This window comes from Streptomyces sp. NPDC054783, from assembly GCF_053611725.1.
In genome coordinates this window covers 1-21,795 of record NZ_JBSHAY010000056.1, presented here as the reverse complement: position 1 = coordinate 21,795, position 21,795 = coordinate 1, and the positions used below count along the sequence as shown (strand labels likewise).

General features: G+C 68.5%; 17 protein-coding genes and 4 pseudogenes. 9 read left to right on the top strand and 12 right to left on the bottom strand.

Annotated features, from left to right (window positions below; all coding sequences use genetic code 11):
* Nucleotides 1-99 precede the first annotated feature (99 nt).
* A complete protein-coding gene (locus ACWGJ5_RS43850; protein WP_453315195.1) occupies nt 100-1,629 on the top strand; it encodes an ANTAR domain-containing protein in 1,530 nt (509 codons plus the stop codon).
* A 126-nt stretch (nt 1,630-1,755) separates the two neighbouring features.
* Nucleotides 1,756-2,247, top strand: coding sequence for an RpiB/LacA/LacB family sugar-phosphate isomerase (locus ACWGJ5_RS43845; protein ID WP_453315194.1), 492 nt, complete (start codon nt 1,756-1,758; stop codon nt 2,245-2,247).
* A gap of 33 nt (nt 2,248-2,280) precedes the next feature.
* On the opposite strand, the gene ACWGJ5_RS43840 is transcribed toward ACWGJ5_RS43845, so the two are convergent.
* Nucleotides 2,281-2,646 (bottom strand): DUF6479 family protein, encoded by a 366-nt coding sequence (locus ACWGJ5_RS43840; protein ID WP_453315193.1) that lies wholly within the window; start codon nt 2,644-2,646, stop codon nt 2,281-2,283.
* Between the two features lie 164 nt (nt 2,647-2,810).
* On the opposite strand from ACWGJ5_RS43840, the gene ACWGJ5_RS43835 reads away from it, so the two are divergent.
* Both ACWGJ5_RS43835 and ACWGJ5_RS43830 read left to right on the top strand, forming a co-directional pair.
* Nucleotides 2,811-3,182 carry a ferredoxin gene (locus ACWGJ5_RS43835; protein WP_453315192.1) on the top strand — a complete coding sequence of 124 codons (372 nt, stop codon included), beginning with the start codon at nt 2,811-2,813 and terminating at the stop codon, nt 3,180-3,182.
* Between the two features lie 106 nt (nt 3,183-3,288).
* The gene (locus ACWGJ5_RS43830; protein WP_453315191.1) at nt 3,289-4,467 is read left to right on the top strand and encodes an acyl-CoA dehydrogenase family protein; all 1,179 of its coding nucleotides are present in this window, start codon (nt 3,289-3,291) and stop codon (nt 4,465-4,467) included.
* A 396-nt stretch (nt 4,468-4,863) separates the two neighbouring features.
* On the opposite strand, the pseudogene ACWGJ5_RS43825 reads toward ACWGJ5_RS43830, so the two are convergent.
* Nucleotides 4,864-5,112: pseudogene (locus ACWGJ5_RS43825) on the bottom strand (DNA helicase); the annotation flags it as partial.
* A 1,032-nt stretch (nt 5,113-6,144) separates the two neighbouring features.
* On the opposite strand from ACWGJ5_RS43825, the gene ACWGJ5_RS43820 reads away from it, so the two are divergent.
* Entirely contained in the window at nt 6,145-6,660 is a 516-nt protein-coding gene (locus tag ACWGJ5_RS43820; RefSeq protein ID WP_453315190.1) for a tautomerase family protein, read from the top strand.
* Between the two features lie 156 nt (nt 6,661-6,816).
* On the opposite strand, the gene ACWGJ5_RS43815 is transcribed toward ACWGJ5_RS43820, so the two are convergent.
* From ACWGJ5_RS43815 to ACWGJ5_RS43800, 4 genes are all read right to left on the bottom strand, one after another.
* Entirely contained in the window at nt 6,817-7,671 is an 855-nt protein-coding gene (locus ACWGJ5_RS43815) for an MBL fold metallo-hydrolase (RefSeq protein WP_453315189.1), read from the bottom strand.
* Between the two features lie 120 nt (nt 7,672-7,791).
* A complete protein-coding gene (locus tag ACWGJ5_RS43810) occupies nt 7,792-10,170 on the bottom strand; it encodes an MFS transporter (RefSeq protein WP_453315188.1) in 2,379 nt (792 codons plus the stop codon).
* 521 nt (nt 10,171-10,691) lie between these two features.
* A complete protein-coding gene (locus tag ACWGJ5_RS43805) occupies nt 10,692-11,774 on the bottom strand; it encodes an alkene reductase (protein ID WP_453315207.1) in 1,083 nt (360 codons plus the stop codon).
* 154 nt (nt 11,775-11,928) lie between these two features.
* Nucleotides 11,929-12,702, bottom strand: coding sequence for a DUF899 family protein (locus ACWGJ5_RS43800; protein WP_453315187.1), 774 nt, complete (start codon nt 12,700-12,702; stop codon nt 11,929-11,931).
* Nucleotides 12,703-13,090: 388 nt separating this feature from the next.
* Between ACWGJ5_RS43800 and ACWGJ5_RS43795 the strand changes: the two genes are divergently transcribed.
* On the top strand, nt 13,091-13,609 hold the full coding sequence (locus tag ACWGJ5_RS43795; RefSeq protein WP_453315186.1) for a winged helix-turn-helix transcriptional regulator: 519 nt from the start codon (nt 13,091-13,093) through the stop codon (nt 13,607-13,609).
* 335 nt (nt 13,610-13,944) lie between these two features.
* Nucleotides 13,945-14,472 (top strand): annotated as a pseudogene (locus tag ACWGJ5_RS43790) (hypothetical protein); the annotation flags it as partial.
* On the opposite strand, the gene ACWGJ5_RS43785 reads toward ACWGJ5_RS43790, so the two are convergent.
* The 3 genes from ACWGJ5_RS43785 to ACWGJ5_RS43775 all read right to left on the bottom strand — a co-directional run bounded on the left by ACWGJ5_RS43785 (nt 14,435) and on the right by ACWGJ5_RS43775 (nt 15,746).
* Nucleotides 14,435-14,851, bottom strand: a complete 417-nt coding sequence (locus ACWGJ5_RS43785) for a transposase (protein ID WP_453315185.1) — start codon at nt 14,849-14,851, stop codon at nt 14,435-14,437. The pseudogene ACWGJ5_RS43790 and the gene ACWGJ5_RS43785 sit on opposite strands and share 38 nt — an antisense overlap.
* Nucleotides 14,848-14,997 (bottom strand): hypothetical protein, encoded by a 150-nt coding sequence (locus tag ACWGJ5_RS43780; RefSeq protein ID WP_453315184.1) that lies wholly within the window; start codon nt 14,995-14,997, stop codon nt 14,848-14,850. The genes ACWGJ5_RS43785 and ACWGJ5_RS43780 overlap by 4 nt, the downstream gene beginning before the upstream one ends.
* Nucleotides 14,998-15,146: 149 nt before the next feature.
* A complete protein-coding gene (locus ACWGJ5_RS43775; protein ID WP_453315206.1) occupies nt 15,147-15,746 on the bottom strand; it encodes a flavodoxin family protein in 600 nt (199 codons plus the stop codon).
* Nucleotides 15,747-15,940: 194 nt separating this feature from the next.
* Between ACWGJ5_RS43775 and ACWGJ5_RS43770 the strand changes: the two genes are divergently transcribed.
* Entirely contained in the window at nt 15,941-16,552 is a 612-nt protein-coding gene (locus tag ACWGJ5_RS43770; protein ID WP_453315183.1) for a TetR/AcrR family transcriptional regulator, read from the top strand.
* Between the two features lie 467 nt (nt 16,553-17,019).
* Here the strand turns inward: ACWGJ5_RS43770 and ACWGJ5_RS43765 are convergent, their stop codons facing one another.
* From ACWGJ5_RS43765 to ACWGJ5_RS43755, 3 genes and pseudogenes are all read right to left on the bottom strand, one after another.
* On the bottom strand, nt 17,020-19,785 hold the full coding sequence (locus ACWGJ5_RS43765) for a helix-turn-helix transcriptional regulator (RefSeq protein ID WP_453315182.1): 2,766 nt from the start codon (nt 19,783-19,785) through the stop codon (nt 17,020-17,022).
* Between the two features lie 447 nt (nt 19,786-20,232).
* Nucleotides 20,233-20,343: pseudogene (locus ACWGJ5_RS43760) on the bottom strand (integrase); the annotation flags it as partial.
* A 61-nt stretch (nt 20,344-20,404) separates the two neighbouring features.
* Nucleotides 20,405-20,530: pseudogene (locus tag ACWGJ5_RS43755) on the bottom strand (STAS domain-containing protein); the annotation flags it as partial.
* A 557-nt stretch (nt 20,531-21,087) separates the two neighbouring features.
* Between ACWGJ5_RS43755 and ACWGJ5_RS43750 the strand changes: the two are divergent.
* Complete coding sequence (locus tag ACWGJ5_RS43750; RefSeq protein WP_453315181.1) at nt 21,088-21,750, top strand: hydrolase; 663 nt, start codon at nt 21,088-21,090, stop codon at nt 21,748-21,750.
* The last annotated feature ends 45 nt before the right edge of the window (nt 21,751-21,795 follow it).

Genomic DNA, 21,795 nt, shown 5'->3' with positions numbered 1-21,795 from the left:
GCGCGGCGGACGGCGCGGCCGGAGGCCGGACCCCTACCGTGCACAGTGGTCAGGAAGAGGCCGCCCGAGTACGCCGCACCGTCCTGTCCGGGTGATGCCATGAATTCCTCCTCCGACCCGTCCGCCGCCCCGGCACCGCTCGTCATCGAGTCGTGCGTCGTCGAGGGGCTGCCCGCCGAGGCGGCCCTGCTGCTGCGCATGTCCGGCAGCCTCGACACCGCGGGTGCCCAGGCCTGGTCGGCGGAGCTGCGGGGCCACCTCGAACAGGCCGACCGCGCGGGGCTGCGACCCGTGCTGGACATGGCCCATGTGCAGCTCGGCGGTGCCGCAGTACTGCATACGCTCAGCGAGGCGATCCGGGCGCGCAGCGGCCGCCCGGAGCTGATCATCGTCCGCGCCCGGCCCGGGCTGCGCGAGGCGGTGCACCTCGCCCGCCTGGACGGTGTCCGGCTCTACGCCACCCTCGACGAGGCGGTGCGGGAGCTGGCCCGGGCCGCCTCCCGGGTGGAGGAGCTGCCCGCCTGGCGGTCGCAGATGGCGAATCCGCTGCGGCCCAGCTACGAGGATCTGCGCAAGGAGGTCCGTGCACTGCGCGCCCGCGTGCGCACCGCCCCGGTCATCGGCATGGCGCAGGGTGTGCTCATGGTCCGCTACGGCCTGCCCGACTCCGGGACCGCCTTCCGGGCACTGCGCGAGGCCTCGCAGCGGTTCAACGTGCCGTTGCGCGTCCTCGTCTCCGCCGTGGTCGTCGCCCGGCCCCCGGACGGCGAGGTGTGGTTCCGGGGCCGCCGCCCCGTGCCCGTGCCGCAGCTGCGGATCCTGGCACGCGACGGCCGCGACCTGCGCTACCGGCGGCAGATGATCGACGCCGTGCTGCACGAGGCGCTGGCCATCGGGCGGGCGCCGGCCGGCTATGTGCGGCTCGTGGACCCGGCCGTGAACTCACTGACGCCGGAGACCCACTACGGCTGCGCGGACACGTTCGTCGACCTGCTCGTGCGCGGCCGGGACGAGGGCACGGCCGACGCGCTCGCCCGGCTGTGCGGACAGCGGGTGAGCGTGCCGGACGTGGCCGCCGACGCCCTTCTCTCCGAGGAGGCCCGGAGGGTCCTGCTGAGCGCGGGCACCGGTGCCCTGCAGAGCATCCCGGTCCTGTCCTCGGCCGGCTCCTGCACCGGCGTGATCACCCTGCAGTGGCCCGACGCCGGGCACCGGCCGACCACCGCCCAGGCCGAGGCTCTCGGTGTGCTGGCCTCCGACACGGCGGCCTGGCTGAGCTGGTACCACCGCTCGGTGCTCCTCGACGCCCTCGAACACCTCCACCGGACGGTGACCGGCTCCGCCGCGCCCCCCGAGGACGGCGGGGGTGACCCGCGCCGACCTGGGAACCCGGAGCCCGTGGGCACCACGCACCACCCGGAGGGAGTCCGGCGCATGCCCGATCCGCAGCAACCCGAACAGCGGCGCGGCGACAAGGCGGGCGCCACCCCGCAGGACAGCGGCCAGACGAAGGCCCGGCACGCGGCCGGGCGCGCCGCGGGCGGCCGCCCGCACGGCTCGGACAAGGGCGAGAAGGGCGGCGGCGAGGGCGGAGGCGTGCCTCCGGCACAGCAGCCCGACCACCCGTGAGCGTCCCCAAGTGGCACGGGGAACCGCGCGGCCAGCCGCAGATCACCCGCGCCCGGCATTCGACAGTGCGCCCCGAGCCGTAATCCGCACCCGGCCCGCGGCGCGACAGCCATTACGCTCCAGGGCATGCGTATCTCCGTCTCCTCCGACATGGACGAACCCGTGGCCCGATCACTCGTCGAAGACCTGCGGCGGCGCGGCCACGAGGTGTATCCGCACGGCGCCCTGCGGCCCGGCGCCGACGCCCGGTGGGCGGCCTGCTCGGAGGCGGCGGCCCGTGACGTGGCCGAGGGGGCCGCCGAGCAGGCGGTGGTGTGCTGCTGGACCGGCACGGGCGCGTCCATCGCGGCCAACAAGGTGCCGGGCGTGCGCGCGGCGCTGTGCACGGACGCCGTCACGGCGGACGGAGCGCGCCGCTGGAACGATGCCAACGTCCTCGCGTTGAGCCTGCGCCTGACCTCCGAACCCCTGCTGAAGGAGATTCTCGACGCCTGGTTCGCCGGCGAGCCCAGCCAGGACCCCGAGGACCGGCAGAACGTGGCCCGCGTCGGCCGCCTGGACGCCGCCCGGAAGGATTCCCAGGAGACGTGCGGACCGGCGCGGGCCGGGTCGGAGTGACTCGCTGTCCGGGCGCGGTGGCCGTCCGCGGGCTCAGTGGGCGCCGAGGCCGCCGCCACCGAACGAGCCGCTGGAACCCCGGCTCCAGCGCGGACGCTCCTTCGACTCGCTGGGCTTGGAGTCCTGGTTCCTCAGGTCGTACGGGGTGAGCGGGCGGCCGCCCTTGGGGGTCTGGGGGACCTCCTCGTAGTCCCTGTTCTCCCGCACCTCGCGCACCGGCCCCTCCGGCGGCAGCTTGGGCTGTTCCTCCGGCCGCGGCCGGGGAGACTCGCGGTACTTGACGCGGGAGTTCATCCAGAAGCCGCCGGCGAGCAGCGCCAGGACGGCCACGGCCACGACGAACAGGAAGAGGCTCATCAGGCCGCTCGCTGCGGCCAGCTGCATCGATGCGGTATTCATAGGACAGGGATACCCCTCCCAGAACCGGACGAACCGGACACTATGTGTGACCGGTGGCGGACAGGCGGCGACCTGGCTCCTGCCGACGGCTCCCCGGTCGTGTCCGGGGCGCGCTCGGTCCCGCGCGATGGTTTGCGGCCCAGCGCCCCGGCTACCCGCACCGTGTGACAACGCCGACTTCGCAGCAGCTCTACCGGTTCCTGGAGGACCGCTTCGCCTGTGCCCAGGCGTGCACGGAGTGCGCCCGGGCCTGTGCGGTGCGCGCGAGCCTGGTCGACCCGGACGGCACCGAACGCCATGAGCGCGTGCGCAGGCTCGGCATCATGTGCGCCGAGGTGTGTGACGCCACGTGCCACGTGCTGTGCGAGGAGAGCCGGCAGGACGAGGGCGAGATCCGGGTCCGCCTGGAGTGGTGCCGCTCGGTCTGCCTGGAGTGTGCCCGCGCCTTCGACGAGCAGCCCGGCGCCGAGTCGGCGGCGGCCACCTGCCGGACCTGCGCCGACGCCTGCTCGGAGTTCCTGGAGAGCCTCATGTGAGCCTGCCGCGGGCCCGGAATTCGCCCGGGGCGTGCCATTCCCAATTTCTGAAACACGTTCTACGGTGTGCGCCGTCAGGACCGCCCTTGGGGAGCCTGGAGGCGCCGTGCACCTCGACCACACGCCCGAGCAGCAGCGACTGCGCGCCGAACTGCGCGCCAACTTCGCACAGCTGGTCCCGGACAACGCCTACGCCCGGTACGCCGACCCGGTCGCGCAGAAGCGGTTCTACCGCGACACCATCCGCCGGCTCGGCACCGACGGCTGGCTCGGCGTCGGCTGGCCCGAGGAGTACGGCGGGCGCGGCATGACGGCGATGGAGCAGTTCATCTTCTTCGACGAGGCCGCCCAGGCCGGCGTACCGCTGCCGCTGATGGCGCTGAACACGGTCGGCCCCACGCTCATGCGGTACGGCACGGAGGAACAGAAGGCGTACTTCCTGCCGCGCATCCTCTCCGGCGAGATCGACTTCGCCATCGGCTACAGCGAGCCCGACGCCGGCACCGACCTCGCCTCCCTGAAGACCAGGGCCGTACGGGACGGGGACGAGTACGTGGTCAACGGTCAGAAGATCTGGACGACGAACGGCGACACCGCGGACTGGGTGTGGCTGGCCGTGCGCACCGACCCCGCCGCCCCGCCGCACAGGGGCATCACCATGCTGCTGGTGCCGACCTCCGACCCCGGCTACTCCTGCACGGTCATCAACACCCTCGCCTCGCACGACACCACCGCGAGCTACTACGAGAACATCCGCGTCCCGGTCTCCCGGCGCGTCGGCGAGGAGAACCAGGGCTGGCGGCTGATCACCAACCAGCTCAACCACGAACGCGTCACCCTCGCCGCGCACGGCACCATGGCCATCCGCGCCCTGTACGACGTGCAGCGCTGGGCGATGGAGACCAAGCTCGCCGACGGCCGCCGGGTGGCCGACCTGCCGTGGGTGCGCCGGCTGCTGGCCCGCACCCACACCCGGCTCGACGCGATGAAGCTGCTCAACTGGCAGATGGTGGGCGCCGTCGAGGACGGCACGCTGACCCCGCAGGACGCCTCCGCCATCAAGGTCTACGGCTCCGAGGCCCGCCGGGACGCCTATGCCTGGCTCATGGAGATCGTCGCGGCCGCGGGCCCGCTGAAGGAGGGCTCGGCGGGCGCCGTCCTGCACGGCGAGCTGGAGCGCGGCTACCGCTCGGCGGTGATCTTCACCTTCGGCGGCGGCAACAACGAGATCCAGCGCGAGATCATCTCCTGGATCGGCCTGGGGATGCCCAGGGTGCGGCGCTAGCCTGCGTGTGACGAAGATTTTCAGTTGGCACAAAAGAGGGACAGTTGGCACTAGTTGAGCCGTGTACCACCGGAGCTAGCGGATCTTGGGGTTTATTACCTCGGTGGAAGTGACCTGCGCCTTTGCGTCATCGAGTGCAGTTCACCTGTGAATGGCGTGGCAGTCTCCTGCGCGACCACGGCCGCCACATCGACGAAGAGCGGTTCATTCTGGTCGCACGCCGAAGCGAGTTGAGTCGCGTAGAGATACAAGCGTCGCCGCAGGCGGAATCGCCCGATACTGGCGCGATTGGTTTTGTGGAGCGAGCTCGCGGGGGAGGTGAGCCCACGGGGGTCTTCGACGTCGCGTTCCGCTTCGACGATGGGGCAGTGTGAAGCTTCTCCCTGTGTGACGTCATTCCCTGGCCTTGGCCTTGTGGACGGTCGAGACGGTCACCTCCGTGGCCTCTTCCGGGACCAGGCAGGCGACGGCCGCCAGGATGGCGTCGGGGCCGTGGGTGTCGACGAGATCGACGAAGGGCTGTAGGCCACGGGTGCCGGGGTCGTATGCGGCGTACTCCTGGAGGTCGCTCCAGCTGGTGAAGAGCAGGAGTTCCGGGTGGTCGGTACCGCGGCCCATTTTGAGGTCGCGGGCTGCCAGGGCCACGTTCCGCCGCCGTCCCTGGGATCGCGATACGACGTCGAGCATCAGGGCGTTGCGCCTGGCCGTAGCCACGAGGTTGGGATGGGCATTCTGCGACCGCAGATGAGGGTAGTGGGAGGACTGTCGGGCTGAGTGATCGTTCTGCCTGCCGCGACCGCAACTAGCTAGTGCCCCAACAGGCGACGTTCGCCCCGTCGCGACGCCCAGCACGCCCTCTCGCCGCACCAGCCGAAATCCCAAGTACGTCCAGTGCGAGGCCTTCCGGCCGGCACGCCGAGAGCACGCACCGGACGCCGCTCCTGGACGGGCAAACGTTGCCTGCCGGGGCACTGGTTGGGACAAGCCAGGGGTGGTGGGTGCCAAGATCACCACAGCCTTTCGGAACAGGGTGCATCAGCGCGGTGCTGATGCACCGACGTCGCAGGTGTGTTTTCGTAGCTGCGGTCTTAAGAGAGTAATTTCTCCACGGTCGAGGCTGTAGCAGTCCAGGGAACGCACGCGTGCGGCATCTGGCTGCCGGTTGCAGCTGCTGTCTGTGGCCGTTGATGTCAGCTCTGGATGTCGGGGGAAACAGCTCGGGAACTTAGGTCGGATCTGAGGCGTCAGGAGGCTGACCTTGCACGGTTGCAGCAGGCCCTACATGGAGCAACGATGGATCCAGAGTTTCACTGAACCTGAATGATGGCAGGTTCACCCAAAAACCCCATCGATCACATCGGTATGACACGCCTCAAATTCGAGCGGCGAGTATGAGATGACCGCTCCGTCAGGGATCCCTCCATAGTGGTCAGAACCTCGGGTCCAACGCCGGGCTGGCTGCTCCGGATCCGGCTCCCTTCGTGTCGGCATTAGGGCGCAATGCCACACATTTCGAGCTGGGTGGCGACAGGACCATCGAGGTGCTGGTCGCAGCATTGCTTTCACGGCAGCTGCTGGCGATCGACATAGATGTCTAGAGTGGACTCACATACAGTGACCGGCACAGGCACCGAAAGAAAGGAAAAAGAGGAAAGACAGAAGGAAAGGAGGCCAACCATGCCCTGCATCCGCGTCACCTGCCCCGAGAACTCGCTCACCGCTGAACAAAAGGAGCAGCTCGCCCCGCTGCTCATCGATGCCGTGATGGTCCAGGAGGTCGATCCGGTTACAGAGCCGGCCAGGAACGGTACGTTCATCGTCTTCAACGAGATTCCTCAGCGGAACTGCTTCATGGGGAATGAACCGTTCTGGCTCGTCGAGGGGATAACCGCTGCCGGCTTCTTCAACCAAAAACGACGCGAAGCCGCGCATGCCGCGATCGGCAAGGCGTTCCTCTCCGTGCTCGGCGACGACGGCTCGGAGATCGAGCTGAATGGCGTCCACATTTCGCCCGCGTATCTGCTGCGAATCTACGCGTTGCTCATCGAGATCCCGGAGGGCAGTTGGGGGTGCAGCGGGAGCACCTATTCCGCGCTGGAGATCGGCCGCCTGGTCGGTACCGATCAGGATCCCGAACGCTGGTCCGAGTTGAAGGTGAACACCTCCAAGCATTCAGCCGCGCGCCCCTCATGAGGCCAAGCTGAATCGAAGTCGTCGGCGAGTTCCTCGACCTGCGGCGTGGCGGCGTGAACGCCGGGCCTGCCTGAGGTGAGACGGGCTGGCAGGGCCAGTGACATGCGCTTCGAACGCGATCTCAACGTTGAGTTCTCACCTTGGCTTGTACGGTCATCAGTCGGAGATCAGGCGTACGGCCGAGTAGGAGACCGTGGTCGTGTTGAGTCGATCGGGATAACGCTTGACCACGCGATCGAAGAACTCATCCCGGGTCGGTTCGTCCGCCAATATGTCCTCCACGGCCAGGAGATAGTCACGGGTTTCAGCGATGATGGCCGGATCATCCGGGCGGGTAGGGTCCTTGTGCCCTGCCACGACGTGTTGCGGGTTGAGCGAGGCGACGACATCGACTGCGGCGATCCACGCTCGCAAGCCGCCGTTCGCTGATTCTCCGACGGATTGGTGCAGGTTGTTGTAGATCACGTCGCCTGCCACGACCAGTCCGATGGACGGAACATGCAGCACGGTAGTGCTGTCGGTGTCGCTGTGACCGACATCCACGGCCTGCGCTGCCTGGCCGTCGATCATCATGCCGCCGGGAGGAACAGGCTGGGCGACCACCGGCGTGTCCGACAGCTTGCCCGGAAACAGCGCGGCATACCTGGGGTTGGGCTTGCCACCGGGCGTTGTCCTGTACATCTCGTCGATCACGCCCTCGGTCGCGTAGACCGTGGCGTCGGGGAAGTGCTCGAGCAGCGTTGTCGTGCCGTACCAGTGGTCGCCGTGGGCGTGAGTGATGTAGATGGCGGACAGCCGGCGCTCGAATCCCTTTGCCCAGTCGGCTACCTGCCGCGCCTGATCGATCGTCATCGGCGGGTCGACAAGCAGCGCCTCCGTGTCACCGTAGATCAGTGTGCTGGATATCGGGGACCACCTCGGCACGTCGCCATTGGGCGGCTGAATCGGCGACGGAGTCGGAAGATTTTCCATGGGCGAGATGTACACCGCGTAGTGAATTTCACTTATCACCAGACAGTCCTTTCCGGGTTCCTGTACGTCGGTCGTCGGCCGTCGACAGGAACCCACTTTTCCCGAAACCGGCCGTGGCGTATCTGCGTTGGAGTTCCCCGGCCGGTCGTGTGCCGTCTCTTATTGGTCCGGGTGGCCCAGCTCCATGTCGTAACCGCTCCGCCCGGGGCCGTGCAGCGACAGCGATGTGGCCACGGGCGCGTATCCGCTGGCGGTCAGTGTGTACTCGCCGCTGTCCAGGTCGGTGAAGGCGTACGAGCCGTCGTCGCCGGTGATCGCGGTGCCTGCGACATTGCCCGCAGCGTCCACCAACGTGACCCGGGCGTCGGGCAGCGGCCTGCGGCCGGCCCCCGCCCTCACCGTGCCCTGCAGTTCGGCACCGAGGTTCAGGTCGACTTCGAGGCGGGTGACGTGGTCACGCACCTCCACCGGCAGCGCGACCGGTCGGTAGGCGGCGGCGCTGATCGCCACGGTGAAGGTGCTGCCCGCGGCCAGCTGGTTGAAGGTGAAGGTACCCGACTCGCCGGTCGTGGCCGTGACCAGCACCTCGCCGCGGACATCAGTGACGACGACCATGGCTTCGGCCACCGGCTTCCCGTCGGCCGCATCGCGCACCACTCCCGTCAGGCCGCCGGCACCCGACAGGACCACGTCGTAGCCGAGCGGTGCCTCCCCCACGACTACGGTGGCGGCCTGCGGCTGACGCCCGTCGGCCGACACGATCAGCACATAGCTGCCGCCGGCCGGAGCGGTCAGTACGTATCCGCCGTCCGGACTGACATGGGCGCGGCCCAACTGCATCCCCTGCAATGAGATCAGGGTCAACGTGGCCGCTCGGACCGCGGTGCCCGTGCCGTCGCGCACGGATCCGTGAATGACCGTGCCGGTCATGCCGTCCAGGGGAGCCTCCCGGCCGGACGGCCCCGAGAGCGCCACGGTGTACCCGGTGGCCGGCCGTCCGACAGCGGCGGAGCCAGCACGCACGAGCTGCGGCTCGGGGTCCGGTTCCCGGACGGTGACCTGGGTGTTCCCTGCCACGACGGGCGAGGCGGCCGGCTGTCCCGGCCGGTTGCGGATGAGGACGACGGCTGCCGCGCCGCCTGCCAATATGGCCGCACCCGGGATCAGAACAGCCAGGTGCAGCGCCCCGCAGAACGCCCCGCCGACGGCTGCGGTCATCGTTTCCCGCAGAGCGGCGGAGGCGCTGGATGGGGGCGCCCCGCTGCTGACGGCAGCGGTCAGCTTCTCGGCGACGGACCGCGGCAGGCCCCGGCCGGTCAACTGGTCGGGCAGTCGGGACGTCAGCCCGCTGGTGAGGATCGTCCCGGTGATGGTCGCCCCCAGCGTGCCGCCGACCTGGCGGAACAGGTTGACGGTCCCGCTGGCCATGCCGGCGTCGGCGTGCGGCACGCTGATCACCGACACCGCGGTGGCCGGGGGAAGGATCAGCCCTGCTCCGGCCCCGAACATCGCCATCAGGATCCCGACGGTCACCAAGGACGTGGACGGGTTCTGGTTGATCATCAGCAGGTTGCCGGCCGCGGCGAGCAGCGCACCGATGCCCAGCGTCGCCTTGAAGCCGATCACCCGTGCGAGCGGAGCGGCCACGGGGCTGAAGATCACGTAAGCCAGCATCAGCGGCAGCAGCAGGAGACCCACCCTGAGGATGGACTCGTGCCGGACCCGCTCGAGGTAGAGCACCTGGGTGAACGCCGTGGCCACGAATCCGTACTGCACGATCAGCGCGACCACGTTCGCCGTGACGAACGACGGAATGCGGAACAGACGGAGCTTCAGCATCGGCGTGCGCGTACGCGCCTCGACCAGGAGGAGCGCCACCAGCGCCAGCGCGGCCACGACGAACGCCCACACGGGCCGGGCCGCCCCGAAGCCCGAGTGGCCGCCGTCGATGACGCCGTAGTTGAGGGCGCCGATGGCTGCCACCCCGAGCACCAGGCCCGGGGGATCGAGATGACGGCCGGGGTGCCGGCTTTCGGTGACGAAGCGGGGGGTGAGGAGCAGCACGATGGCTGCCAGGACCACATTGACCAGGAACACCGCGTGCCAGGAGTAACGCTCAAGGATCACTCCGGCGGCGATCGGACCGAATCCCAGGCCGATGCCGGAGACCGCGGCCCAGATGCCGACCGCCCTGGTCCGTTCGTGCGGATCGGTGAACAGGTGGGTGACGATCGACAGGCTGTTGGGTAGGACCGCGGCCCCGCCCAGACCCATGATCGCCTCTCCGGCCAGGACTCCGGTCGAACCGTGCGACAGGGAGACGGTCAGGCTTCCCGCGCCCAGCAGGAACGCGCCGAGGGCGAAGGTCCGACGGCGTCCCACGATGTCGCCCACCGTCCCGGCGGAAAGGACGAAGCTGGCGACCATCACGGAGTAGAGGCTGGCCATCCAGACCAGGGTCGAGCTGGAGACGTGCAGGTCCTGCTGGATAGGTGCCAGGGTCGCTGTCGTCTGCGTGATGTTCACGAACATCACCATTTGTCCGAGGCAGGCGACGATGAGTCCGATCCACCGCCGTGGCGCCCGCCGGGGCGTCGGCGTGTTGGCAATCGTCCGGGCGGCAGGCGCCTCAGCGGCGTGGCTCGCCATGCACAATCCTTTCGGGGTTGGTTCAGATTTCGAGCTCTTACGACGGCCGCCTTGGCAAGCTGAGTCTGAAGAACAAAGCCGGGCCGGAGCGGGGATACCGCGGCCAGGGGAGCACTCCGCCGGATCAGGCCGTGTGTGTGAGCCGGTGCGAGATCCAGTTGCACCGGCGACCCGCATGAATCTGGGTAATTCCTCGGGTGTATTACCGAACTTGGCTGTGAGAGCGCCGAGGAGAGGCGGGCCCTGTGTCCCCGGACCGAGAAGCGGGCCGTTGCGGTACACGATGCAGCTCCCACCTTCGGTCCGGGGCCGAAACGTCCAGCCATCCCCTTCACAAAGCGGCAAGGGGGACCCGCGGCCGAGTCACTCGCTTCCGAGGCCACCCGGCCTGGCCCTGATCCATGCCTCCGTCACCCCTCCAACTGGGGGTAATCGGTGTAGCCGGCGGCATCCGGACCGTAGAAGAGATCCCGCTTCGGTTCGGCGAGCGGCGCATGGGCAGCGAACCGCGCCGGCAGATCGGGATTGGCGATGAACGGCTGCCCGAAGGCGACAAGATCCGCCAGGTCGTCGGTCAGGACCGCGTTGCCCCGGTGCCTGTCGAACCCGACGTTCGCGATGATGGTGCCTTGATAGACCTTCCGGAAGTGCCGGAACATGCCATCGCCGGCCAGGTCCTCGAACGGTCCTCCGGCGGGGTCGGTCACCATCCCCATGAGCAGGAGATGTGACAGTTCATAGTCGTTGAGCCGTCCGAGCACGTACTCGCTCTCTGTCAGCGCCTCGGGCCCGGAGACGAACTCTCCCGTCTCACCCCAGGCGGGCCCGGCCTTCACGCCGACGCGCCACAGGTCGACGGACTCGCCGACGGCTTCGATGGTCTCGAAGAGGAACCGGGCACGGTTCTCGATCGAGCCGCCGTAGAGGTCCGTGCGCCGATTGGTGCGTGGATTGAGGAACTGGCTGATCAGATAGTGGTAGCCCGCCTGCAGCTGCACACCGTCGAATCCCGCCGCCATGGCGTTGCGGGCCGCCGTCGCATAGTCGGCGATCGTCTGCCGGACGTCCTGCGCCGACATCGCCAGGGGCTCCACGGTCGGCTGGCGGCCGGACGGCGTCGGGGACAGCAGTCCGGGGTTCACAGCCGACGGCGCAAGGGGCGGACGCCCGTCGAAGAAGTCGGGGTGGGAAGTCGAGCCGGTGTGCCACAGCTGGGCGAAGATGACACCGCCCGCCTGGTGGACCGCGTCCGTCACGCGCTTCCAGTGGGCAACCTGCTCGTCGGTGAACAGCCCCGGGACGTCATGCCATCCGACCGCGTCCCGGCTGATCCACACGCCCTCGGAGATGATCAGACCGGCCGACGCCCGCTGGGAGTAGTACTCGACGTGGAGGTCGGTGGGCAAGAGGTCGCTGTTGCGTGCGCGAGTCCGGGTCAGTGGGGCCATGACCACGCGGTTCGCCAGAGGGACATCACGCATGGGGTAGGGCATGAGCAAGGGCTGCATTGGTTTGACTCCTGATGTGGGGGCGGGGATCGGAGGATCCTGGGGCGTGACCGGCGGCATTTCGCGCGTCGCTGCCCCGCCCCCGTAAAGCACGGAAATTCGGTTTAGTGAATGGAAACGGGCGGGAATTCGAGGACTTCTACTCGTCGTACTGAAGCGCGGGGTAATCGGCCATGCTTCCGCGTCCGTCCGGCGTCAAATCGAGAAGTCCCAAGAGTGACCAGACCGGGGCCATTGCGGTGGTGTCTGCCGCCGTGAACTGCAGCTCGCTCGCCCACCGGTGGTGGATTCCGTCCTTGTCGCGTGAGAACACATTCAGGACCGGGAGCTGCTCACCCTCCGGTGTTTCCCCGTGATAGTCGCGGCCGAAGGTGTTGTTCCGTGAGGACAGCAGCCGAAGATTGCGCCAACCGCGTTCATGTCCATAAGCGCTCAACCGGGCGGGGTCCGTCTTCGCGACCACGGCGAGGTTGATCCGTGCGGCGAGATGAAGAGCAGGACCGTCGAGCCCGTCGACGAAGGAGGTGCATGACGGGCACGGCTGCTCGGCAAGCGGCAGCAGGGCCGTCTTGCCCTGGGCGGCACCCTTTCGCGAATCTTCCGACCAGCGCGGGAACATCATGTTGTAGATGACCAGGGTGTCCTTGCCCGGTGCGAACAGCTCCGAGAACCTCACCTCGCTGCCATCGTCCGCGGACTCGAAGACGTAGTCCTCCTTGAGGAGGCCGCCGACCGGGAGTGCCCGGCGCTGGGCGGCGACCTGCTCGGTCATCCGCCGGAGCTCGTCCTCCGACTCCAGCAGCTGGTTGCGTGCGCGTCGGTACTCGCTTGACTCGCCGGGGAATTGGACATTCGGGTCGTGGAGTATGTTCTCCCACTTGTTCATTTCGCGCGGAGCGCTCTCGGCAGCCATTGTTTCCATCCTTTCCTGTGCTCCGAACCCTCCTCCCTCCAGACTAGGGAAATTCGGAGCGTCCTTGCATGTCCTGCGGTTCTTTATTGCGCTCGGTACTGGCCGGCGGCTCGGCGATGGGCGCGGGGACGACGAGAACCCCGAGCCGCGCCGTGAATGCGGCCGCGGCGGGCACCGCGCGGATCCGCCAGTGGGTGCCGGACGCGCCGGCCCATGTGGGTCCGCGGCAGCCGGCAGTGCGCGCCCGGGCCCGTGCCGGGCCCCTGGTCTGCGTTCCTGGCCACCGTCGTCACCGTTCCTCCGAACGAGGGCGTCAGTTCATTGACTGAACCAAGCCTCGCATAGGGGCCTAGTTCTGTCAATGAACTATTGCTGGTAGTCTTGGGCCATGGCTCTTCCGAAGGACTACGCGGGACAGCGGTGCTCGCTCTCGCGTGCTCTCGAGATCGTCGGCGAGCGCTGGACGCTGCTGATCCTGCGTGACGCGTTCTTCGGCGTGCGCCGCTTCGGCGACTTCGCCGCGCACCTCGGGGTGCCGCGCGCCGTACTCACCGAGCGGCTTGAGACCTTGCGTGCGGCCGGTGTGCTCGCGGAGACGCGGGGAAGTCACGGCTACAGCGAGTACGCCCTGACCGACAAGGGTGTGCGCCTTTGGCCCGTCGTACGCGACTTGACCAGCTGGGGCGACGATTACTACTCGGCCAAGGGCCCGCGCCGGATTTTCCAGCATGCCCAGGACGCGGGCATGCTCGCGCCGGACGGAACGTGCGCCATCTGCAGCAGTGTTGTTCCACCGTCGGATCTGCTGGTACTTCCCGGCCCCGGCTACGACGAGCCCGCGGACGACTTCGTCAGCAAGACCCTCACCACCGCACACCGCCTACTAGAACCCATTCGCGGCCACTGAACCGAAACTGCCCCTTCAGTTGTAGATCGATACGGCGCTGTAGCTCGGGGTGGTGGTCGGCTGACCGCTCGTCGGCCTCGGTGGCGGGCTCTGGCCCAGGCCTCGCGATGGCGGCGCCGCAGCACGGGCAGGTGGCGAAAATCGAGGTCGGCAGAGTCTGATTCGCTATTCCTCGCCCAAGGCGCCGGACACCGTGGTTCCAGTCGGCGGATCATCGTCGGTCAGAAGCTGTTGTCTCTCCGGACGTGATCGCTGCGTTTCCGCTGGACGGGCATAGGACCGGTGAGTCCGTGGGAGTGCGGCGTGTCGTGTCGTCGCTCCCCGGGAGCTTGCGAATGCCGTCGGTCGCCGGACTGCTGGAACAGCATGAGCGCGCCGCTCGCCGTCGCGTCGACGGGCTGCGTGAGGAGGCCGATCGCCTCCACGCCGAACTGGCCGCGGCCGAGCTGGAATGGCAGGAGTGGACGATCGCCCGTAGGCGGGTCGACGCGGTGCCGGCTCCGGACGGCGGCAACACCGCCGGCACGGAGGTCACCGAGGATCCGCAGGATGCGGAAGCGCCGTCGGCACCCCGGGACGCGGCGAAGCCGAAGTCGCAGGTGCCTGTGTGGCGTGAGGGCCTGAACTGGTCGGTGCTGTCGGTGGACTACCCGCCCATCTTCAAGGCTCTCGCGGACCGCCTCCGGCTGGGCCAGGGGCCGCTGACCGGCCAGGAGACGGCCACCTTGTTCGGCTTGGAGGTGGCGCCGGCGCGGGTTGAGGCGCTGCACTCGAAGGCGAAACGGCTGGTGGCGCGCTGGCTGACCGAGCCGGCGCAGGGTCGTATCACGCTCGCGAGGGGTGTGGCCTCGCCAGGCGGCGGGTGCGCATCAGGTGCACGAAGAGGCGCTCGGCAATCCACCGCCTGGGCAGCACCACGAGGCCGCGCATGTCGTTGCTGCGCTTGGCGATCGCCAGGACCAGCGCGAGCGCGGTCAGGCAGTACTCAACGAGGCTGCCGGTGTAGTCGTCGTCGGCCCAGACCAGTTTCAGCCGGTGGTGCGCGTCGGTCACCTCCTCCAGCAGCACCTGCGCGGCGGCGCGGTCGCCGACATCCGCGACGGTGCCCATCACCCCCGGCAGCAGGCCGAGCGTGGACACCACGATATGCCGCCTGCGCCCGTTGATCTGCTTGCCGCCGTCGAGGCCCCGGCTGTCGACGCCGACGACGGCGTCCGCCCCGACCGACTGCGAGTCGATCACCCTGCCGTCGGCTCGGCATCGCGCCCCAGCCGCTCGCGGACCCGGCCGTACAGCCGGTCGCGGACTCGGCCGTACAGCCGGTCGTGGAACTCCTTGACCGGCACGTGGTCGTGCCGGCGGCGGAAGAAGGCACATACCGTTCTCAAGGCGAAAGTCGGTCGGCATGGCGCGCGACTCAGACTGGGTTCTCCACGAGAGACAGGGGCCCGGCGAAATACCGCCGCGGATGTGTGGTCCGGACATCCGAATCCGGACCACACGTACCAAGTCCCTTGATCGGTACGACCACGGCTTCTTACGCGGCAGTTGCCCGGCCGGCAGCGAACGTCGCGGCGATGTGCGCCACTCGGCGGCCAAGGTGTTCTGCAGTTGCGATGTCTGCCTTGTGCACTCCCTCGGCCCCCAGATCGACAGGGGACTGGGCGCCTGCACCAAGGGCGAAGCCGAGCCGGTTCAGGTCGTTCTCAGAGGCCTGCGAAGTATGCCCGCCCGGAGGCAGGCCGAGGCTGACCCAGAGCATGCCGAGCTGGGCGGCGAGCACGCTGAAGAACTGGAGGGTATGCAGCTTGTCGCCGCTCTTCGACCCGGAGTTGGTGAACCCGGCGGCGATTTTGTCGCGCCACGCGCCGGACTGGAACCGCTTCGTGGTGGCCTCGCCAAAAACGTGGAATGCGCCTGATGCTGTCCCCATGTAGGTGGGCGAGCCGAAAATGATCGCGTCCGACGAATCCAGGACCGACCACTGTTCATCGGTGATCTCGTCAACCTTGATCAGATGCACGACAGCACCGGCCTGGCCGGCGCCGGCACGGACGGCCTCGGCGAGCACGGCGGTGTGGCCGTAGCCCGAGTGGTAGGCGATGGAGACAACCGGACTGTTGGTAATTGATCGCATGAAATTCCTTCGCAATGCCTGATCGTGGTTGGAGCGAATCGCTTCGACGGGGGTACGGCTCGGCGCGGCGGTGGCGCCGCGCTCCGAAGGCACAGGCAGCTCAGCCATGTACAGCGATCGCTTTACCGCAACGCTAATGCAGCCGGCCGTCAAAGTAAAGCGACTGCTATACTTACGCCGTGGAGACACAGAGCATGAGTGGTACACGGCGCCGTGGCGGTCGAGGGGCACGCGAGCGCATCCTGCAGGCGGCCGCGACGCTCTTCTACGAAGAAGGCATTCACGCCACGGGCGTCGCGCGCCTGGTGGAGACGGCCGAGGTCTCCACGCGCACCTTCTACCAGCACTTCCCCACCAAGACGGCACTGGTGGAGGAATACCTGCGCACCTACGAGACCGGACTGGCCCAGCAGATCGAACAGAAACTGACCCGCGAGGGGCTCACCCCCCAAGACCAGTTGCTGGCCCTGTTCACCATGATCGCCGAGACGTTCCCGGGGCCCTCGGGGGCCGTTAGTACCCGTGGCTGCCCGCTCCACAACGCCGCTGTCGAGGCTGCAGGGCACATGCCCGACGTGCGGGAACTCGTCCACCAGCACAAGAACGGCATCACCGAGCAGCTCACCGCCATCGCCGCCCGCGCCGGTGCAGCAGCCCCGGAGCAGCTGGGCCGTCAGTTGACCGTCCTCCTCGAGGGCGCCACCGCTCTGTCGACCTCCCTCGACAGCCCCTGCCCGCGTCACGACGCACTAGAGGCCGCACGCGTCCTGATCGACCACGCCCTCCCCGAAACCGGCGCCAACTGACTCTCTGATCCGCCCCGTCAGTGAGAAGCGACAGCTCCCCACAGGGACGGCTGTGCGGGCGACCAGGCGGTCCAGGGCATCCGGCATGATCGGCACGCGGCCCCGTACTTGTAGACAGCGCGGAGTCCGTGACAGCAGGGGATGTTGGTTGATGCAACGGATGGCCTTCTTTCCTCCATCATCGGCCGGCTCGGCCTCGCAGTCGGCCGGCTGTCGGAGTGGGTCGCCCCGTGCGGTCCCTGGGCCGTCGGGGCGGCAAGGCACCGGGTCCGCCTCGCGAACGACCAGGTGGGTATCCCGTTCGAGAGACATCGCGCTCGCCGATAGCCTGCGTCAGGAGCGTCTGGCGGCACCACCGTCGAGGTCAGCTGCCATGTCCGTCCGTCCCGGCTGGTCAAGGCCCCACAGCTGGGCCTCGGCCCGTCGTCACATCTCGGAGTTGCACGAACCTTCAGACACGCTCGACCTCACGCGGCGAGCAGGGAGTCGCGCAGCATTACCCGGGAGGTGATGTCGAGTTTCGGAAAGATTTTGTACAGGTGGGCACCGATGGTGCGTGGTGACACGTGCAGCAGTTGCCCTATCTGCTTGTTCGTCAGGCCCTGCGCCGCCAGTTCCGCGATGCGCAGTTCTTGCGGGGTCAAGGAAGCCAAGCCCGAGACCGCGGCTGCTGTTTGCGGCATGCCGGCGGTGCGCAGTTCCTCGGAGGCGCGCTTGGCCCATGGTTCGGCTTGCAGATGGCGGAAGATCTCCAGAGCCTGACCCAGGTGAACCTGTGCGGCCGTCCGGTCCGAGCGGCGGCGCAGCCATTCACCGTAGGCGAGTTGGATGCGGGCCAGTTCGAAGGGCCACTGGTCGGCGTCGGGTACGGCCAACGCTGTCTGGAAGCGCGTGTCGGCTTGCTCGTCGTCCGCTGCCAGTGCCGCCGATCCGGCCAGGATGAGCGCGTGGCGCGAGGAGATGGCACCGGCGCGGGCCGCTTGAGCGGCGGCCACGTGGGCGCGTGCCTGATCGATGCGTCCGGTGCGGACGCACGCCTCGACCAGGTCAAGGAAGACTTCGTGGAAGTCGGGCAAGAACGCGGGGAGTTCACCCGGTGGCGTCACTGCGCTGGCGCGGGCATAGGCCTCCTCGTACGCCCCCCGCGTGACGGCCTCCCGAATACGGGCCTCGGCGACCCTGTCGAGCAGCCGGTTTATGCGTCGCGGTCGCGCCCATGCGGTGATCGTGTCACTGAGGGCCTGAAGTCGTGTCTGGTCGCCGCGGGATGCCGCCACCTTGGCCTCGACGCAGCGTGAGAGATACGTGCTGAGGTCCGAGTGGATCCGCTCGATGCCCTCCCCGGACAGCGCCTCGATCTCCTCCCAGCGGCCGCGGGCGTAGGCGTCGTGTTGCCGCGCGGCCATCACGAGCGGCTGGCTCTCGTAGGAACGCCCCATCAGTTCGCGCCACATCGCAGGGGAGTCGCCGAAGGCATCGATGGAGTGCGCCGCACCCACCAGCCAACCCACCCGGGCGGTGCGCCGACCCTGTGGCAGTTCAGTGACCGTCCGCTGCAACCGCTCGCGCACGGTGTGCGCGGTGCGGGCCGGGTCTGCAACCGTGTCGTAAGCCAATCGAGCCAGGGGCGATACCTGGTCCAGGAACCGGCGCACCGGTTCCCACCGCTCCTGTCCTCCCAACCAGAAGCAGGCCCGCGTCAGGACCTCGATCGCGTCCTCAACTGCCGGATCGTGCCGCTCGTCGGGCCCGATGGCCTCGGCCACGGGGAGAATGACCTGGTAGGCGCCCTCGGCGTCGCCGTCACGGTACAACATCAACAGCGCGGCCGTCGTGGTCCGGCGAACCGCGAGCCCGATGGGCAACTCCTCTTGTTCGGTTGCCTTCAGCAGACGCTCGGCTGTCTGCAGTTGTCCGGCGGTGACGGCCACGAACGCGCCCTCGACCAATCGGCAGGCCCGATCGTGCGGGTCGGGGCTCAACTCCGCCGCACGTGCCAGCGCTGCCGTCGCCTCCGCGGCACCTCCGCGGTTCAGGTCGCGCTCGGCGGCGTCGACCAGGGCCTGGGCCGCGGTCTCGTCCGGGCCGTCGGCCGCCTCTGCCAGATGCCAGGCCCGCCGCACCGGATCGGCCGTGAGCACTTGCGCCAAGGCCTGGTGCGCGGCGCGGCGCACCACCAAGGGAGCCATCCGCACGACCGCGGATCGCACCAGCGGATGCCGGAATTCGATCTTCTCGCTCCCGGCGCACACGGTGACCAGGCGGCTGGTCTGTCCGGCGTCCAGAGCCTCCTCGTCCCAGCCGTGCCAGGTGCGGGCGGCTTCCCGCACCGTCCGCAAGCCGCCCGGTCCCTGTCCGGTCAGCGCTGCCAGAAGCATCGTGTTGCGGACCGGTTGGGGCAGCGTACGGATCTGGCCCGCGAAGCCTTCTTCCAGCCGTTCACCCAGCGGAAGCCAGGACGGCAGCGGATCCGCCCCGCGCTGCTGGCGCCGGGTGAGCTGCGCCGGCAGCTCGACCAGCGCCAGGGGATTGCCCATGGCCTCACCCAGGACGCTGCGCGCGGCCGGCGCGGCGAGGCCTGGATATGCCGAGGCCAGCAAGGCGGCGGCGTCCTGAGTAGATAGCGGTGCGACGTCGAGCACGTCGATGCCGGCCGAGTCCAGGGGATTGCGCCATCCGTTGCGCGCCGCTGCCAAGACGACGACGGGCAGTGGGGCGATGCGGCGCTGGATGAAACCGAGGACCCGGGCACTGGAGGCGTCGACCCACTGCACGTCATCAGCGATCAAGAGCACGGGCTGGGTTTCGGCCGCATGCCGCAGCAGTGCAAGGGCTGCCACCGAGATGGTGAAGCGGTCCGGAGCCCCGTCGTCGACCACACCGAAAGCCCGGTTCAACGCCGTCTGCTGGGCCAGGGGGAGCTCCTTGATGCGGTCGAGCAGCGGAAACAGGGTCTGGTGCAGGGTCGAGAAAGCAAGCTCGGACTCCTGCTCCACCCCCGCGGCCCGAAGCACCCGCAAGCCCGACTGCACCGCATGGTCCGCTGCCCAGTCCAGCAGAACCGTCTTGCCCACTCCTGGCTCACCACGCAACAGCAGAGCCGCACCGGCCTCGTGTACCTGGTCCACCGCCGATCCCAACACGGCGAGCTCCGCCGACCTGCCCACCAGCGACACAGGACCGCCGCGTCCCGCACTGGAATGCCGAATTCCGATCTTCGCCTCCTCGAACACGCCTGACGGAAATCACAAGATAAATAGCGTTGACGGTTATTCCGGAGAAGAGGTTTATGTGTCCATCGCCCCATCGGAGGCACAGAGGCATCTCAGCTGGGAGCTGGTCGCAAAGGCAGTCCGCTCCTCGAAGAGATCAAGGAGTCGACTCCGGGCGAGGAGCTTGAGGAATTGACTCAATGGAGGACGCCGACCTGAGACGTTCCTGTACGACGATCCATCCAGCGTGATTGCCTGTTGCTTCGAGGTGGGGTGCCCGGGCAACGCTGGGATCGACGGGCGCCGATACCTGCGCAGCCGCCCGCTTACCTCGAGTGAGCGGAAGAGATGGTCATCACCGCGGCGGCCACGGTTCATGGGTAGGCACGACCCGAGATCCCGGCGGTACGAGAGGAAGCCGTGGTGCGTTCCGCAGGGTCGACGTGTTCTTGGCGGCAGTCCCGCCCAGCGGCGCCGCCTGAGCAGGCGATTCATGTGGCTCATGGCGTCCCGGCGGTCGCCGTCGTTCACGTGGGTGTAGACGTTCATCGTCACCGCGATCTGCGAGTGCCCCAGGACCCGCCCACCCAAGGTCACATGGGCCGCGGGCGCGGCGGGTGGTCGATGATGAGGATGCGGTGAGGCGCGTCGCGACGAGCAGCCGCTTCATCTGCGGGGGTACGCCGCGCAGAACGAGGCGGCGGTTCGACCGGCCTGCACGGCGGTGCGCTTCCGTGATCACGCCGAGGCCCGTGGCGTCGCACGAGTGACGCCGGTCAGTAACGACGTCCTTTCCTCGGTGGGTCCCGCTCGAGCAGGCGAAATCCATTTCACGGGACGTCCCTGTTCACGGGACGTCCCCGTCGCGGGACGCCGCACGGCCATGCCCTGAAGGGTCCGGCACAGGAGGATCCACCCGTTCGAGCATGGTGAAGCCGTTCGCGGGCCCGGTAGGTCATATGACTGCCTGCGATCCACGACGACGTGCGATTGCCCGGCTCGGCGCGCCCCGTCGGGTCGCGGGACAGTCGGCCAGGCTGTGCGGTGCCGGCGTGGGGAGCGCTGGATCAGCGGGACCGGAATGTGGTTTCGGGGGGTGGCACTCAGTGCCACCGTCGTGGAGGCAGTAGACGGTACGCATCACGAGTAGTCGTTTGACCTACAGGGCCGATTACCGCCATCGACATGCTGGTTTTCGCGGATCCCGGTCCGCCGCACCGGCTCCTCCAACGGATGCCCAGGTGGACCGGGTTCGCACCCGTGTCGCGCGGGCCGCCGAATCAGCGGACCCCGCGCCATTTCCAGCCCTAGAGAGGCCATCTCATGTTCAACTTCCACAGCGTCAAGGCCGCCCCGAGCACCGACCTGCTGACTCCCGACAACGCGGTGATGCTGTTCGTCGACCACCAGCCGCAGATGTTCTTCGGCGTCGGCAGCGGCGACCGCACCGCGATCATCAACGCGACCGAGGGCCTGGCGAAGGCGGCCAAGGCGTTCAACGTCCCGGTGGTGCTGACCACCGTCGCCGCCAAGTCCTTCTCCGGCCCGATCCTGCCGCAGCTGGCCGAGGTCTTCCCGGGGGAGGAGATCATCGACCGCACCACGATGAACGCCTGGGAGGACAACGCGGTCGTCGAGGCGATCAAGGCGACCGGCCGCAAGAAGATCATCCTCTCCGGCCTGTGGACCGAGGTCTGCCTGGTGCTGCCGGCGCTCTCCGCGCTCGGCCAGGGCTACGAGGTCTACGTGGTCGCCGACGCCTCCGGTGGCGTCACCCCTGCCGCCCACGAGCACGCCATGCAGCGCATGGTCAACGCCGGCGCCGTGCCGGTGACCTGGATCCAGGTCCTGCTCGAGCTGCAGCGCGACTGGGCTCGCGGCGAGACCTACATGGACGTCATGGAGATCGTCAAGGAGCACGGCGGCGCCTACGGCCTCGGCGTCGTCTACGCCCAGTCCGTCATCGGCGCCCACGCCGCCGGCTGACGACGGCCGGTCGGCCGGCCGGCCCGGGGCGCCTCGCCCCGGGCC

Bases quoted from the DNA above. Each gene is read 5' to 3' on its own strand.
- ACWGJ5_RS43820 (WP_453315190.1), top strand. From the start codon at position 6,145: ATGCCCTGCATCCGCGTCACCTGCCCCGAGAACTCGCTCACCGCTGAA.
- ACWGJ5_RS43840 (WP_453315193.1), bottom strand. From the start codon at position 2,646: ATGAATACCGCATCGATGCAGCTGGCCGCAGCGAGCGGCCTGATGAGC.
- ACWGJ5_RS43775 (WP_453315206.1), bottom strand. From the start codon at position 15,746: ATGCGATCAATTACCAACAGTCCGGTTGTCTCCATCGCCTACCACTCG.
- ACWGJ5_RS43810 (WP_453315188.1), bottom strand. From the start codon at position 10,170: ATGGTGATGTTCGTGAACATCACGCAGACGACAGCGACCCTGGCACCT.
- ACWGJ5_RS43850 (WP_453315195.1), top strand. From the start codon at position 100: ATGAATTCCTCCTCCGACCCGTCCGCCGCCCCGGCACCGCTCGTCATC.
- ACWGJ5_RS43805 (WP_453315207.1), bottom strand. From the start codon at position 11,774: ATGCCCTACCCCATGCGTGATGTCCCTCTGGCGAACCGCGTGGTCATG.
- ACWGJ5_RS43770 (WP_453315183.1), top strand. From the start codon at position 15,941: ATGAGTGGTACACGGCGCCGTGGCGGTCGAGGGGCACGCGAGCGCATC.
- ACWGJ5_RS43845 (WP_453315194.1), top strand. From the start codon at position 1,756: ATGCGTATCTCCGTCTCCTCCGACATGGACGAACCCGTGGCCCGATCA.
- ACWGJ5_RS43800 (WP_453315187.1), bottom strand. From the start codon at position 12,702: ATGGCTGCCGAGAGCGCTCCGCGCGAAATGAACAAGTGGGAGAACATA.
- ACWGJ5_RS43795 (WP_453315186.1), top strand. From the start codon at position 13,091: ATGGCTCTTCCGAAGGACTACGCGGGACAGCGGTGCTCGCTCTCGCGT.
- ACWGJ5_RS43750 (WP_453315181.1), top strand. From the start codon at position 21,088: ATGTTCAACTTCCACAGCGTCAAGGCCGCCCCGAGCACCGACCTGCTG.